At 62.2% G+C, this 14,738-nt stretch carries 16 protein-coding genes; 10 read left to right on the forward strand and 6 right to left on the reverse strand.

The window, feature by feature from the left end; genetic code table 11:
* Nucleotides 1-32: 32 nt before the first annotated feature.
* The 3 genes from IPK17_RS10565 (at nucleotide 33) to IPK17_RS10575 (ending at nucleotide 2,825) form a co-directional block, all read left to right on the forward strand.
* Nucleotides 33-1,022, forward strand: coding sequence for a TolB family protein (locus IPK17_RS10565; protein WP_343417656.1), 990 nt, complete (start codon nucleotides 33-35; stop codon nucleotides 1,020-1,022).
* Complete coding sequence (locus tag IPK17_RS10570) at nucleotides 1,004-2,056, forward strand: TolB family protein (protein WP_343417657.1); 1,053 nt, start codon at nucleotides 1,004-1,006, stop codon at nucleotides 2,054-2,056. The genes IPK17_RS10565 and IPK17_RS10570 overlap by 19 nt, the downstream gene beginning before the upstream one ends.
* 145 nt (nucleotides 2,057-2,201) lie before the next feature.
* Nucleotides 2,202-2,825 (forward strand): class I SAM-dependent methyltransferase, encoded by a 624-nt coding sequence (locus IPK17_RS10575; RefSeq protein WP_343417658.1) that lies wholly within the window; start codon nucleotides 2,202-2,204, stop codon nucleotides 2,823-2,825.
* A gap of 144 nt (nucleotides 2,826-2,969) precedes the next feature.
* On the opposite strand, the gene IPK17_RS10580 is transcribed toward IPK17_RS10575, so the two are convergent.
* From IPK17_RS10580 to IPK17_RS10595, 4 genes are all read right to left on the reverse strand, one after another.
* Nucleotides 2,970-4,439, reverse strand: coding sequence for a flippase (locus IPK17_RS10580; protein ID WP_343417659.1), 1,470 nt, complete (start codon nucleotides 4,437-4,439; stop codon nucleotides 2,970-2,972).
* 111 nt (nucleotides 4,440-4,550) lie between these two features.
* A complete protein-coding gene (locus IPK17_RS10585; RefSeq protein ID WP_343417660.1) occupies nucleotides 4,551-5,093 on the reverse strand; it encodes a DUF2179 domain-containing protein in 543 nt (180 codons plus the stop codon).
* A gap of 39 nt (nucleotides 5,094-5,132) precedes the next feature.
* Complete coding sequence (locus IPK17_RS10590) at nucleotides 5,133-6,257, reverse strand: glycosyltransferase (RefSeq protein ID WP_343417661.1); 1,125 nt, start codon at nucleotides 6,255-6,257, stop codon at nucleotides 5,133-5,135.
* Between the two features lie 82 nt (nucleotides 6,258-6,339).
* Nucleotides 6,340-7,116, reverse strand: a complete 777-nt coding sequence (locus IPK17_RS10595) for a class I SAM-dependent methyltransferase (protein ID WP_343417662.1) — start codon at nucleotides 7,114-7,116, stop codon at nucleotides 6,340-6,342.
* A 109-nt stretch (nucleotides 7,117-7,225) separates the two neighbouring features.
* Here IPK17_RS10595 and IPK17_RS10600 point away from each other — a divergent pair, with 109 nt between their 5' ends.
* From IPK17_RS10600 to IPK17_RS10610, 3 genes are all read left to right on the forward strand, one after another.
* Nucleotides 7,226-8,119, forward strand: a complete 894-nt coding sequence (locus IPK17_RS10600) for a TolB family protein (RefSeq protein WP_343417663.1) — start codon at nucleotides 7,226-7,228, stop codon at nucleotides 8,117-8,119.
* A 106-nt stretch (nucleotides 8,120-8,225) separates the two neighbouring features.
* Complete coding sequence (locus IPK17_RS10605; protein ID WP_343417664.1) at nucleotides 8,226-8,807, forward strand: hypothetical protein; 582 nt, start codon at nucleotides 8,226-8,228, stop codon at nucleotides 8,805-8,807.
* Nucleotides 8,808-8,820: 13 nt separating this feature from the next.
* Nucleotides 8,821-9,378, forward strand: a complete 558-nt coding sequence (locus IPK17_RS10610) for a GNAT family N-acetyltransferase (protein ID WP_343417665.1) — start codon at nucleotides 8,821-8,823, stop codon at nucleotides 9,376-9,378.
* A gap of 75 nt (nucleotides 9,379-9,453) precedes the next feature.
* Here the strand turns inward: IPK17_RS10610 and IPK17_RS10615 are convergent, their stop codons facing one another.
* Entirely contained in the window at nucleotides 9,454-10,893 is a 1,440-nt protein-coding gene (locus tag IPK17_RS10615; protein ID WP_343417666.1) for a dihydrolipoyl dehydrogenase family protein, read from the reverse strand.
* A gap of 150 nt (nucleotides 10,894-11,043) precedes the next feature.
* On the opposite strand from IPK17_RS10615, the gene IPK17_RS10620 reads away from it, so the two are divergent.
* From IPK17_RS10620 to IPK17_RS10630, 3 genes are read left to right on the forward strand one after another with little or no spacing between them, the layout of a single operon-like run.
* Entirely contained in the window at nucleotides 11,044-11,418 is a 375-nt protein-coding gene (locus IPK17_RS10620) for an iron chaperone (protein ID WP_343417667.1), read from the forward strand.
* Between the two features lie 44 nt (nucleotides 11,419-11,462).
* Complete coding sequence (locus IPK17_RS10625; RefSeq protein WP_343417668.1) at nucleotides 11,463-11,738, forward strand: hypothetical protein; 276 nt, start codon at nucleotides 11,463-11,465, stop codon at nucleotides 11,736-11,738.
* Between the two features lie 12 nt (nucleotides 11,739-11,750).
* Nucleotides 11,751-11,903: a hypothetical protein gene (locus IPK17_RS10630; RefSeq protein ID WP_343417669.1), complete on the forward strand. Its 153-nt coding sequence runs from the start codon at nucleotides 11,751-11,753 to the stop codon at nucleotides 11,901-11,903.
* Between the two features lie 30 nt (nucleotides 11,904-11,933).
* On the opposite strand, the gene IPK17_RS10635 is transcribed toward IPK17_RS10630, so the two are convergent.
* Nucleotides 11,934-12,779, reverse strand: coding sequence for a nitrilase-related carbon-nitrogen hydrolase (locus tag IPK17_RS10635; RefSeq protein WP_343417670.1), 846 nt, complete (start codon nucleotides 12,777-12,779; stop codon nucleotides 11,934-11,936).
* Nucleotides 12,780-13,086: 307 nt separating this feature from the next.
* Here IPK17_RS10635 and IPK17_RS10640 point away from each other — a divergent pair, with 307 nt between their 5' ends.
* The gene (locus IPK17_RS10640; RefSeq protein ID WP_343417671.1) at nucleotides 13,087-14,574 is read left to right on the forward strand and encodes a sulfatase; all 1,488 of its coding nucleotides are present in this window, start codon (nucleotides 13,087-13,089) and stop codon (nucleotides 14,572-14,574) included.
* The last annotated feature ends 164 nt before the right edge of the window (nucleotides 14,575-14,738 follow it).

Below are 14,738 nucleotides of genomic sequence, written 5' to 3' on the forward strand. Positions count from 1 at the left end.
TTTTGCACATCAGTTCTAAGGATCAAACTCTTATGTCCGCTTCGAGGTTCAATTTGCCCCGCCGCGTCGTCTTCAGCTTGATCGCCGCCGTCGTGATTCTCGTGCTGCTCGTGTGGATCTATGCGCTGATTCTGCCCGACCCCGCCGCGGTCGCCCCTACGCATCCCGCGTCAACTGCTGAGGCTAGCGCCGAACCCGAAATCCGCTCGATCATGTTCATGTCGAACCGCGATGGCGATTGGGATATCTATGTGATGACGCTCGCTGACCAGAGTGTGACGAACCTGACCAACAACGACACAGCGGATGGCATGGGGTCGTTTTCGGCGGATGCCGGCGCGATCTCGTTCCTGAGCAGTCGCAACGGCCAGCTCGAAGCCTTCAACATGAACGCCGATGGCAGCGATCAGTTTCAGGTGGCGAACGATCTGCGCACCATCATGTCGATCCTCACGAGCGGGCGGCTCAACTGGGATTTTCACCGGAGCACGACCGGACAAACCGCCTTCGTCAGCCTGCGCGACCTCAATCTCGAAATCTACGGTCAGAATGGCGACACGGAAACGAATCTCACCCGGAACGGCGCGATTGACTGGTTCCCGGCGTGGTCAGCGGATGGGACGCGCCTCGCCTTTGGGTCCGACCGCACGGGCGATCAGGAAGTCTACGTGATGGACGCCGACGGCACGAACCTCACGCAGTTGAGCGGCGACAACCCCGCCTACGATGTGCTGCCCGTATGGGTGGACGACGGGCGCGTGCTGTTCATGTCGGAACGGGAGGTGGCGTTCGCGGGCGGTGAGATCGGGCTATACTTGGTCAACCCGGACGATCCGCAGCCCGTGCGCGTCACGGACGACGACGTGCTGACGATTGCGCCGGAACTGGATGGCGCTACGGCGATTTACATGTCCAATGTGGACGGCGACTGGGAGATTTACCGGCGCGACGGCGCCACCGTGATCAACCTCACGGACAACGACACGGATGATTTGTTCCCAACATGGAAACCCTCAAGCTGATTTTGCGCCCATTGACCGCCCTCCTCGCCCTGCTGATCGTGCTGGCGGGGCTGGCGGTCGGGGTTGGGCGGCTGCGCACCACGCCCCTGCTCACCTATGAAAGCAACCGCACGGGCGACATCGACCTCTACGCGTATGATCTGACCTATGCCATATCTCACAATTTGACGCGCAGCCCGGCGGGCGACACCGACGCGGCGTGGTCGCCGGATGGCGAGAAGCTGGCTTTCTTTAGCTGGCGCGGCGGCGCGCGACAGTTGTATCTGCTCACGCTCACCCCGCCCCGCGTCACCCGCTTGCTCCCCGACGAAGTCGCGGGCGATCATCCGGTCTGGTCGCCGGACGGCATGCAGTTGGTCTACGAACGCGACGCGGGCGATGCCGGGACGCAGCTCTACTTGCTGGATCTGAGCGGGCCGCGGATCGAAGGCAGGAATCCGCGGCAGCTCGCCGCCGAAGTCAGCGTGAGCAATTCGCCCATGTGGTCGCCGGACGGCGAGGCAATTCTGTTCATGGGGTTCGCCCGTCAGACCGCCGACGCCGAAATCTTCACCGTCCACCCCGACGGCACACACCTCGTCAATTTGACGAACGATCCCGGTTGGGATGTCAGCCCGGCGTGGTCGCCAGATGGCACCGAGATCACGTTCTTCTCGCTGCGCGACCGCACCAACCTCGAACTGCTGCTCATGGATCAAGCGGGGGGAAATCTCCGGCGCATCACGACCTCGACCAGCGCGGCCATGAACAATATTGCGTGGGCGCGCACCTTGTGGTCGCCGGATGGGCGAAGCGTAAGTCGGCTCGTCCCCACCGACTCTGGCGCGCGCGTCGAAGTGTGGAGCGCGGCTGGGGGCGGGCTGTGGCAGTCGCCCTACGAGAGCCGGATCCTCAAACTGGATTTGTGGCTGCCGAGCGGGCTGCTGTTCACTGAGGTGTACAACTATTCGACGTTCCGCATCATGGAAATCACACCGAACGGCGATCCGCGCATCCTGATTCAAGACGGCAGTTACCCGGTCTGGTGGCGCTAGAGAGACCTCACCCTGTGTCGCTCCGCTTCCACTGCCCCTCTCCCAAGGGCGAGGGGCAAAAGCTGAACGTCTTTGTCCATCGCCGCTCGGAGAGGGACGGCTTGCGCAGCAAGCAGGGTGAGGTCAGTCAAAGAAAGGTGAAATCATGAACACCCAATCGAGTTACGACCGCGTCGCCGAAGAATACGCGCGGCGCGTGTATGGGGAACTGGCGGGCAAACCACTCGACCGCAAGCTGCTCGACTGGCTGATCGAGAAAGTCGGCGGGCGCGGCATGATTGCCGATATCGGCTGCGGTCCCGGTCAGATCGCGCGCTACCTGAGCGATCATGGCGCGGCGGCGTGCGGCGTCGATCTCTCGCCGGGGATGCTCGCGCAGGCGCGCACACTCAATCCCGATCTCGAATTCACGCAGGCGGACATGCGCACACTGGAGGGCATCGCAGACGGGGCGTGTGCTGGGATCAGCGCCTTCTACTCGATCATCCACGTCCCGGAAAGCGAACTCGCGCAGGCCTTCGCCGCCTTCAAGCGCGTGCTCCAGCCGGGCGGTGTCGTGCTGCTGGCCTTTCACCTCGGCGCGGAGATCAAGCATCTCGACGAATGGTGGGGGGAACCGGTCTCCGTCGATTTCATCTTCTATAGTCGGGAAACGATCAAACAAAAGCTGACCGAAGCGGGCTTCACCGTCGAAGAAGCGCTTGAGCGCGATCCGTATCCGGAGGTCGAGTTCGCGTCACGGCGGGGCTATATCTTCGCGCGGGTGTAACAGCTCACCCCATTTCGCTGCGTTCAACTGCCTCGCGCATCTATGGCTGGTAGTAGGGACGCGACGTTGCGCGTCCGCCAGCACGAGGAGAGCACGGACGCCCCGTTGGGCGTCCCTACACTGTGTCGATCCGGGTAGGTGAGGCTACGAAATATTCACATCTCGCTTCCAGACGCGGGTGAGCAGCGCGCCGCCCGGCGCAGCAGACGCCAACCGGTAGAGCAGATCCCACTCGTCGCGCTGGAGGAGGAGCAGCACCCCGCCCAGATAGATCAGCCCGCCCGCCATGCCGAGCACGGGATGCACTTGTCCGAGCACCCACATCGCCGCACCGCTCAGTGCCACCACCGCCGCCAACCGGAGCAGACGCGGCAGCACGTAGTCCAGCGTTAAGTGCGACGACGCGCCCACCGCGATCAGCTTGAGGCCTTCGACGATCACCGAGGCGGTCACCGCACCGATCACGCCGTAGGTGCGGATCAGGAAGTAGGATACCGCCAGTTTGATCAGCAGGCCGACGACGTGAATAGCACTCAGCCGCCGCTGGCGGTTTTCGACCATCAGCGACTGCGCGAATACGTTGAACACCATCGTGATCGACGCGAACCAGATGTAGACACGCAGAATACTCGCCGTCTCTACGTAGTTGACGCCGAACAACGGCACGATAATCGCATCCGCGAACAGCGTGAACACCAGGCCGACGCCCACGCCGATCAGCAGCGAGAAGTACGCCAGCTTTTCAACCATAAAGCGGAACAGATCGCTGCCCCACGCCCGCGATAGCATCGGGTAGGCGGCGACGAGGATGGTCGTATTGAGAATATCGACCACACCGACGATCATGACGTAGGCGGCGTTCAAATGCCCGGTATCGGCGTTGGTGAGGAAGGTCGCGCTCATGACACGGTCAGCCTGCGCATAGGTGATGCCGACGAACGCGGCCAGCGTCAGCGGCGCGGCGTTGATCAACATGGGGCGGGCGATGCTCCAATCGACGCGCCATACAGGTTTGACGCCCGTCCGCCGCAGCGCCAACCACAGCGCTGCCGAGCGCCCGATGCCGACAAGGATGGTCGCCAGATACACGCCCGGCATCCCCCACCCGAGCGCCAGCAGCAGCGCCGCGAAGCCGATACGCGCGGCGATCTGCGCGACTTCCACGATGGAAGTCGTGACCATGCGTTCCTGCGCCAGCAGTTGATCGTAGCTGAGGTTGCCGACCATATCGATCAGCAGGCTGATACCCGCTATGGCGACGAAGCCGCGCGAAATCGTGTCATATTGCAGCGCCAGCCCGTTGATCGCGAGATAGGCCACGCCGCCAAGCACCGTCTGCACGACGAGCGCCGCGCTCAGGTAGCGCCCGGCGGCCTCCGGTCGGCGCGCCACATCGCGGATGATGATCAGCGACAGGCTGAAGCTCGTGATCACCGCGCCGATACTGAACAGCGCATTCACCGCGCCGTAAATGCCGAACTCTGCCTCGCCCAGCGAACGCGCCAGCACCAACTGCCAGATCAAGAGTGCGCCGCTGCTGAGGATGCGCGCCGCCGCAATCGCCCCGGCATTGCGTGCCGCCCGCCGCGCCTCCGTGCCTGTCAAAGCCGTCATGCTTATTCCTTCAATGCCAGACAAAAACATTGAACCACAGAGAACACGGAGAACACAGAGCAAATGATGACTAATTCTCTGTGCTCTCTGTGTTCTCTGTGGTTAAGTTCTTTATTGTGAGTTTCTGACCGAGCGCAGCCACCCGCGGTACACTGAGCGGGCTTCTTCCACGGCGACGAATGCATCCTCCTGCATTTCGCCGACGATTTGCAGCACCTTCGGCACATCACGATTGAGCACCACGCTCCGCAGCATGGTCACCGCGCCCTGATGCCCCTCGCCGAGCGTTTCGGTCACACCGTAGCCGTGCTGACGAAGCGCCAGCGCGATCTCATGTCCGCGCTGCGGCGTAATGATATTCACGGTCATGTAGCTGGTGATGAACCGTCGTTCGATGATCATGCCGATGTAGTTGCCAATGGCGAAGCCGCCGCAGTACGCCGCCAGATTGAGCACGTTGTTCAGATCATTCGCCACGCTGCCAATCGACAGGGCGAAGAGCAAGGCTTCGACAATCGCGAGCAGTGAGGCGAGCACTTTCTGCTGGCGGGTGACGAGGATCAGACGCACCGTGCCGATCCCGGTATTGAGGATGCGCAGGAGGATGAGCAGGATGGCGAAGAGGATCGCATCCGGACTGAGATCAAGCACCATAGTCTCGATTATCCATTCAGCAGCCGATACAGCTTGATGTTACTCCCGCGCCGCGCGATAGACTATGTCCAATTGGGAGGCTACCACCTCCCACGTGAACCGTTCAGCGACCAACTGCCGCCCGCGCGCGCCCATATCGCCGGGATCGGTCAGGATACGGCGGATCGCCGCCGCCAACGGTTCGACCTCCGGCGCGACGATCACGCCCGCGCCCGCCGCTTCGGCTTCGGGCAGGTTGCACCCCGGTGAGAGGATCACAGGCAAGCCTGCGCCCAGCGCTTCCAGCGCCGCCATCGATAAGCCTTCGCCCGTCGCTGGGAGCGCGAAAGCGTCCGCCGCCGCATACGCCGCCAGCCGATCCGCGCCGCCGAGATAACCCATCACACTGATGCGCTCGTCAAGCAGCGGCTGGATCACCGTGAGCATGCCTTCATCGCCGCCGCCGATGAGCAGGCGCGTGTTCGGCACGTTCGCCGCCTTGAACGCCTTGATCAGCACGTCCACGCCCTTGCGCGGATGCAGCCGCCCCATGAACAACAGCGTACGCGCGTCGCCCAACTGCCAGCGCGCGCGGAAGGCAGTTCTTCCGATCATCTGTTCGAACTCTGTTACATCAATGCCATTTGGGATAACGGTAAAATTCCCCGTGTTTATCCCAAACTTATCCCAAAACTGCCGCGAATCGGCGGCTTCCTGCGCGGTTAACCCAATAACGGTATTAAAACGTCCCGCTAACCAGCGTCCGAACAGCCGATCCCACACAGCTTTGACCGTACTGCGCCCGGTTTCGTAGGTCAGCGTGCCATGCGGCGACAGCACCATGGGCGCAATCTGTGGCAGCAGCAGGTTTTCGACTGTGCGGAACTCGTGGCAGTGGATCACATCCGGGTTGAGGTCGCGCAGCAGACCGCGCAGCCCGATCGGCGTCGACAGGTTGAGCGTACCGCGCTTGAACAGGTTGCGCGCGCGCAGCACCCGCACGCCGTCGCGCAGTTCGTCGGCGGGGTCGGTGCAGCGCTCGGTGGGCGTGAGCGCGTCCGTCGTCAAGACGGTGACCGTGTGCCCGTGCCGGACGAGCGCCCGCGCCATCCCTTCGACCGCGCGGGTTACACCGCCAAAGGCATACGCCGGAGCGTAGTAGGGTGTCACATGGAGAATATGCATAGGTCAGGAGTTAGCGGCCTCACCCCCGCCACGCTGCGCGTGACTCCCCCTCTCCCTTGGGAGAGGGGGTTGGGGGGTGAGGTTAATTCGCTTGATACGCTTGCACATGGAAACTCGATTGCAGCGGGACCGGCGCAGTCGGATCAGCATAGTGTTCGCGGATATACGCCTCGACGGCGGCGATCCCGGCGTTGAGCAGGTCGTCGCTCATCGTCCACGTGTGCGACCACATGCGCGCCCGCAGCGCGTCGACATACGCTTGCGGCGAACGCGGCGTTAGAAAGGTGTGCACCTGTTCCTCGCCGACAGGCTGCCAGCCGTTATCCGGCAAAAACGTCAGGCGATCTTTGAAGGGCACGCCGACTTCCTGACCGCGTCCGCGCCCGGTCGTCGCCTGCCACGTGGCATTCAGCTTATCGTCCATGTCGCCGATGTTCCAGCCGTGCAGCAGCCGCCCACCGGGGACAAGCACGCGCTTGAGTTCCGCCAGTACCGCGCGCCATGTGGGCACGAGGTGAAAGAAGTGCGTTGCCGTCACGGCGTCAAAGCTGGCCGCGGGAAACGGCAGGTGCGTCGCGTCGCCCTGCACCACGTTGACCCGTTCGCCGCGGCGCTTCTCCAGCAGCTTGCCCATCATCCCCAGCGACAGATCCAGCCCGATGATTGAGCCGACGTGCGGCGCGAGCGGCAGCGCGATCCGCCCCGTGCCCACGCCCACTTCCAGCACGCGGCTCTGCGCGGTCAGGTTGCCCGCCGTGACAAACAAGCGCACGGCGTCCTGCTCGACGCCCGGCGGAAATCCGCGCGTTTGATCGTAGAACTCGACCGCCGGATCGAAGCCAACTGACTTTTGTGTCATCAATTTCGCCCCTCTCATTCCGGGACAAGTCTACCGCGTTTCCCCTGTCCGTGCAGCGTCCTGTGCTAAAATTAGAGAGAAAGAGCGTCTTTACAGCAAGAAGTGAACCATGACCAACGAAGAAAAGCCCAAACGCAAGCGCGGCGAGTCCCCGCTCACGCGCACGATTAACATCCCGCTGTATCTGCTGCTGATCGTCCTCGCCGCGGTTATCCTCCTTGGGATTGTCTGGCTGGCGGGGAATCTCGCCCAGAATGCCATGAACATCTCGCCCGAGCAAGAAGCCGAGTTGGCGACCGAGATCGGCATTGCGTTCGGCGTGCCACCTGCGCTCGATTGCAGCGCCTACCTCCCACCCAGCGGCGAACGGATCGCCTATCGCAGCGCCGCCGATGGTCTGATTTACTTGCTGACCACGGAAAATGACGTGCGCTGCCTACTGCCGGGTGCGACGCCGGACGCAATCAACCTTGCCTTGTCGACCGATGGGAATCGTCTCGCCTACGTGGCGGAGACGCGGCTCGGCACGTATTCGTTCACCGATAATCGCGCCATCAACTTCAGCGACGACCTCGCTGGCTCAGCGACGCCGCTCACGTGGGCGAGCGCAAACGGCCAGATCGCCTATACGCATGCCAACGACGGCCAGATCTGGCTCGTCAATCAGGATGGGACGAACGCGCGGGCGCTGACCGCCGGATCGCAGCCCGCCGCGTCGCCAGATGGCACGCGGATCGCGTACATCAACGCGGACGGTTTCCTCGCCGTCGTCAACCTCGATGGCACGAACGCGCGCCGTGTCACCCAGAGCCCCGAGCCGGAACGCCTACCCGTGTGGTCGCCGGATGGCACGCGCATCCTGTTTGTGCGCACGGGCGCAAACGGCGATCAGGTGTTCACAGTCGCCCCGACGATCCGCAACAGGCACACCAGCTCATCGCCGACGATATCACCGGGATCACCGATCTCGATTGGATTGACGCGAATCGCTTCGCCTACCTGAGCAATGGTCAACTGCATACGCGCCTCTTCCCGCAGAACAGCGGCGCGAATGGCGATACCATCATCTTGGAACAGGTGAGCACGTTTGATTGGTGGATGCCGCCGCAATGATCAAACGCCTCACCGCTATCGTCGCTCTGCTCCTCCCCGCCGTGATCCTCGGCACGTGGCTGCTGTCGGAACAGCTTCCGGTGTGGACAGCCCCGCAGCAGTGGTGGATCACGCCCGCGGACGCACCCGCCGCCTGCGCCGCCGTCGGCACGCTGACCGCCTACCGCGCGGCACGCGTCAACGACACCGTCCCGGTCACGCCGGCTGAGGCGCTCAACCGGGCGGAGAAGGCGCTGCAATGGCAGTATCAGCTCACCGCGCCCCCGGAACGTTTCAGCGATCCGCTGCTCGTGCGCGGCACCTTTGACGGTGAGCCGCGCACCGCGTGGCTGATCACCGCCGCGCTCGACGTGGGCGGGAGCCTCGTCTACCTCGACGCGACGACGGGCGACCCACTGGCCATCGTCGCCGCCGTCACGCCCAACACCGCCTGCCCATTCGATCTGCGCGGCACGCTGGTGGACATGGCGCGCTCACGGTCGTTTCAACTGTTCGCGGGCTATCTCGGCGTGCTGGTCGTCGGTGCGGTCGCGCTGCAGATCATTCGCGTAGTTCGCAAGCGTCAGGCGGCTGCCTAGAGACAGGAAGATCATGATCGGATCGCTTTTCAATGGTCAACGGGTGCGCTTAACCGCCCTCAAGCCGGAAGATGCGGCAGTGATGGCACGCTGGTACGAGGATGGTGAGTTTTCGCGTCTGTGGGATGCGATGGTGGCGCGTCCGCGCACCGAGGCCAGCATCCGCAAGTGGTTTGAGGAGACTGATGCCTCCAAAGACGGTTATGGATTCGGCATCCGCCTAATGTACAGCGACGAGCTGATCGGGTATCTGGATGTGGACGGCATCGTGTGGAATCACGGGGCGGGCTGGCTGGCGATTGCCATCGGCGACCCCGCCAACCGCGGCAAAGGCTATGGCCTTGAAGCTATGAATCTGGCGCTCAAGTTCGCCTTTCACGAGCTGAATCTGCACCGCATCCAGCTCACCGTGTTCGGCTACAACGAGCGCGCCATTCGCCTGTACGAGAAGATCGGCTTTCAGCGCGAAGGTACCATCCGCGAATTCCTCTCGCGCGACGGTCGGCGCTACGACATGTATCTTTACGGTCTGCTCAAACGCGACTGGGACGCCGGGGTAAGACAGGACTGAGGACTGAGATGAAAGGACTGAGTAACCACTACTATCCTGATCATTTGCTCAGTCCTCAGTCCACGACTCTCAGTCCTAATCCGTACTGCGCTCCCATTCGGCGAGCTTGAGCTGGCCGATCTCCCGCCACTGGCGCTCAATCGGGATCGCCTTGAGTTGGCGCGCGATCTGCCGTGATGCCAGCCCGAGGATCGACGCTAACGTCGGGTAGGCGAATTCGAGCGCGGACACGTCCTCTACCCGGAGCTTGCCCGCCATGATCGCCGCCGCCACCTGAATCACCTCGACCGCCTGCTCGCCGACCACATGTGCGCCTAAGAACTGCCGCGTCTCGCGATCCACGACAATCTTGCAGAAGCCGACCGCCCGGTCGTCGATGATGGCGCGGTCTTTATCGGTGTATGGCACAACGGCCACCGCCACTGCGCGATCTTTGGCCGCCGCTTCTTCGGTCAGGCCAACGCTGGCGTATTCGGGATCGGTGAAACCGCCATGCGGCACCAGTGAGTTCTCGTCCACCCGATTCGCGCCGAGAACCGCGTTTTCCGCCGCCACGCGCCCCTGATGATCCGCGCTCTGCACCAGCATCATGCGCCCGGTGATGTCGCCCGCCGCGTAGATGTTTGCCGCCGTCGTCCGCAGGTGATCATCCACCTGCACATACGGGCCTTTGGTCTGCACGCCCGCCGCGCTGAGATTGAGCGGTTCGAGGTCGGGAATCCAGCCGACCGAGAGCATCACCACATCGGTGGTGAGCGTCTGCTGCTGGTCATCCTTCGTGTAGATGAACTCCAGCCGCTCCGTCTTGCGGATCGCGTCGATGCCTTTGATCCCGGTGATGACCGTGATCCCGCTTTTCTGGAATTCGGCGTGCATGGTGCTAGAGACTAGCTCGTCCTCGGTCGGCAGGATGCGCGGCATTACGTCGACCAGCGTGACCGCGACGCCGAATGCCGCCATAATCGACGCCACCTGACAGCCCGTCGCGCCGCTGCCCACGATCACCATGCGCTCCGGCAGGCGCTGCATCGCCCACAGGTTGCTGTGCGTGACGGCGTATTCCGCGCCCGGAAAACTGAGCCGCCGCGCCTTGCCACCCGCGCACAGAATGATCTTGTCCCCGGCGATGACCTCTCCCGCCACCGCGACGTGCCCCGCGTCGACAAAGCGCGCGCCGCCCTGACCGTGAATCGTGCGCACATTGGCGGCTTCCAAATGCGCGATCAACTGCTTCTTCTCGTGCACCTGATACACGACCTGCTGTGTCCGAGCGATCACCCGCGCAAAGTCGACTGCCGGCGACCCGGCGATCAATCCGTAATGCGCGAACTGCTCAGAGTCGCGCATCAGCCGCGCCGCTTTCGCCAGCGCCCGCGTCGGCACACAGCCATCATTGGTACACGTCCCGCCGAGCTGCCCCTTCTCGATCAAGACCGCGCTAGCGCCCAGTTCACGCGCCCGCAGCGCGGCCGTTACCCCGGCTGGCCCGCCGCCGATGACAATTACATCGACCATGTTCTGCTCCCGTAAACTCGTTTGTAACAGAGTAGCACAGGTTGGCGCAGTCCGGACGCGATCTTCAGAATCGGGCTGCGTCAGCCGCCTCGAAGCAGAATATTTGTACTACAATGGGAAATCTCGCTAGTCACTAGAGGATGATCTGCTGTGGACAACGCCAAGCAAGCCCCGACGACGATTGACGAATACATCGCGCAGTTCCCCGACGATGTGCAGGAGCGTTTACAGACGATGCGCGCAACGATTCACGCGGCCGCGCCGGACGCCACCGAAGCCATCGCTTACGGGATGCCCACCTTTCGTTTCAATGGCAACCTCGTGCACTTCGGCGCCTTTAAGAGTCACATCGGCTTCTATCCCACGCCCAACGGTCTGGACGAATTCAAAGCGCGGCTGGCCGTTTATAAAGGCGCGAAAGGGTCGGTTCAGTTCCCTTTCGATCAACCCCTCCCGCTCGAACTGGTCACCGATATCGTCAAGTTTCGGCTGGCAGAAAACAGCCAAAAGAAAAAGAAGAAGTGAGCGTGGTTGTGTTTACACGCCTTACCGACTAAACCAATCCAACCATGATCAAAAACCAAGAAGTACGACTAGAACGAGTCAACCGACTGAACTGGCAAGCCTGTATTGCCTTGTCGGTTGATGAAAGCCAGAAACACTTCATCCCCAGTAATCTTTACTCGATTGCTGAAGCACAGTTTTATCCCGACGCCTGCCCATTGGTGATCTACAACAGCGCTGACCAGATGATTGGGTTTGCCCTGTATGGCCGGGATGCTGCGAGCGGTAAGTGGAAAATCTTCCGCTTGATGGTTGACAGTTCTTTTCAGGCTCAAGGGTAGGGCAGAAGAATCTTGTCCAAGCTGATCGCTGAGATCACCAGCAAGCCCGACGCGGAGGAAATCGTCATCTGCTACCACTGTACCAATGCCGTGGCGCGCCAACTATATACCCGTTTCGGCTTCAATGAACATTGGACGATGGTCCGGAAAACACCGCAGTTCTAACCTCTCCGGACGCTGAGCTATCTCTGTCCTTTACCCCTCCACAATCCGCCCGTAGATCGCCGGGCGGCGCTGCCGGAGCAATGGAAACAGATGTCGCCATTCCGCGAATACATCCGCGTCTAAATCCGCGATCAAGACTTCGGTCGTGTCGCGTCCGGCTTGTGCCAGCACGCGCCCCAGCGGGTCACAGATGAAGCTGCTGCCGTAGAAGGTCAGGCCGTTCTCCTGCCCGATGCGGTTCGCCGCGCCGATGAACAGGCCGTTGGCGACGGCGCTCCCGCGCATGACGATCTGCCACGCCTCCGACGAATCGACATGGGGCGCAGTCGGCTCCGAGCCAATCGCCGTCGGATAGAAGATGTACTCCGCGCCGTGGAGCGCGAAGATACGCGCCAGTTCGGGGAACCACTGGTCATAGCAGGTCGGCGCGGCGACCTTGACCGAGCCTACGTCAAATACATCGAAGACGTCCCCACCGCCGAAAAAGCTGGTCTCGTTGTAGCCCTCGCCTGATGGGATGTGCAGTTTACGCTGCCGCCCGATCAACTGACCGTCCGCGTTGTGAATCGTCGCCGTGTCGTAGTAGACACCCTCCGGCGTCCGCTCGAACAGGCTGCCGATCAGCGTAACGCGGTGCGACCGCGCCAGCTCGGCAAAGAACTGCTCGGACTCGCCGCCGGGCAGCGCCTCCGCCCACTTGAAACCGGCGGGATCGGTCGTCGCGGCGAAGTATGGCGAGAGTGAGAACTCCGGCAGGCACACCAGAGCCGAACCGCGCTCGGCAGCCTCTGCGACCATCTGCCGGTACTGATCTTTCATCATGGCGCGGTCGCCCGTCCACGCCAGTTGAATTAAGCCAACGCGCGTTGTTTGCATGCCAAACTCCTCAACCTCACCCCTAAACCCCCTCTCCCAAGGCGAGGGGACTTCTTTTACTCTCGTCACGACAATGTGATTGCCGTTCGCATCCGACCCCACCCCCGGCCCCTCCCCGAATTCAGGGAGGGGAGACAGACTCCCCTCTCCCCGCTTGCGTGGGAGAGGGGCTAGGGGTGAGGGGAACGGCATTACGACAGATCGCTTTGCGCTCAACTTATCCATAACTCACGTCAATCCTAACATGCAGAATCAGGTTCTGCCCGCTATAATGCGCGGTCGTCTGCTCGTCTGTCTCAGGAAAGCCATGCGTTCCCCGAACATCCTGTTGATCATCCTCGACACGCTCCGGCGTGATCGGCTCTCGTTGTACGGCAACCCTCGTGAAACCTCGCCCCACCTCGACGCCTTCGCCGCACGGTCACATGTGTTCACGCGGGCGGTCGCGCCGTCGCACTGGACAATTCCGGCGCACGCCTCGATGTTCACGGGGGAATACCCGAGCGCGCACGGCATGACGCAGGGCAATCATCTGCTGACCGATCAACTACCCACGCTGGCGGAACATCTGACGGCGGCAGGCTATCACACGGTCGGGTTCTGCAATAATCCGCTGGTCGGCGTGCTGCTCAACGGCTTGCAGCGCGGCTTTGGATCGTTCTACAACTACGCGGGCGCGACGCCCAACCGTCCCGCCGACGACCACGTTGATCCGCACGAGCTGCGCCGCCGCTTTCTGAAGTGGTTTCGGCCACACGCGCGGCGGATCACGCACGGCTTCTCGCAGAGCGATTGGCTGTTCCGCGTGTCGCTCAACCCGGTGCTTACGCCGATCTGGACGCAGTACATCAACTTCAAGGGCAACACGGACCTCTCGCTGCGCGACGCGCTCGACTACTGCAACGCGTACACCGCTGATCAACCGCTGTTCATGTTCGTCAATCTGATGGGTGCGCACCTGCCCTATCACCCGCCCGCCGATCTGCTGCCGCGCGATCTCGATCCACGCGCCTACGAATTTATCAATCACCTGAATCGCGACAGCTCGACATGGGCGAGCCCGCGCGCGACGCCGCTCGAAGACTGGCAGGCGCGCGCGCTGCTTGACTTCTACGACGCTGAAATCGCCGCGCAGGATCGGGCACTTGGTCACTTCCTTGGCTCGTTGGAGCAAAGCGGACGGCTGAAAGATACGCTGGTCGTCATCGCGGCGGATCACGGTGAATGTCACGGCGAACACGACCTCTTCGGACACACGTTTGACGTGCATCAGGAATTAGTGCATGTGCCGCTGGTCATCCGCCACCCGGAAGTCGCGCATGGGCGCACTATCGACACCAACATCTCCACACGCCGGCTGTATCACACGCTGCTCGAAGCGGCGGGCGTGCGCGTCGAGAACTTGTCGCTGCTGCCGCTGCTCGAAGGCGGCTTCGATCCCGAAAATGGGATCGCCTTCAGCGAAGCGTTTGCCCCGCAGATGTTCCTGCGCGTGATTGAACAGCAAGCGCCTGCGTTGATCGAGCGGCTCAAGCTGATGGAAACGCGCCGTGCGGTCGTACAGGGTGACCACAAGCTCATTCTGCGTGCGGATGCAGTCGAGGCGCTGTATAACCTTGCCAACGATCCCGCCGAAACGCACGATCTCGCCGCCAGTGAACCCGGTCGCGTCACCCTTTTGCGCACTCAACTGGAAGCGTTCACCCACCGCGCCGATCCCGCTGCCGCGCAGGAAATCGCCCCGGCGAACGAGGAAGTCGTCGAACATCTGCGCGCGCTCGGCTATATCGAGTAGCGAGTTCACGGTTTACAGTTCACCATTTACAGTTTACAGTCAGGGCAAATGTCTAGGTTTCGCGGACGCGATCAAGTGGGTGTCCAATTAGCCCCTCACCCCTGCCCCTCTCCCACGCAAGCGGGGAGAGGGGAGACATGGCAAGCGCTGTTGGCTCCCCTCCT

The organism is Candidatus Flexifilum breve (assembly GCF_016713355.1).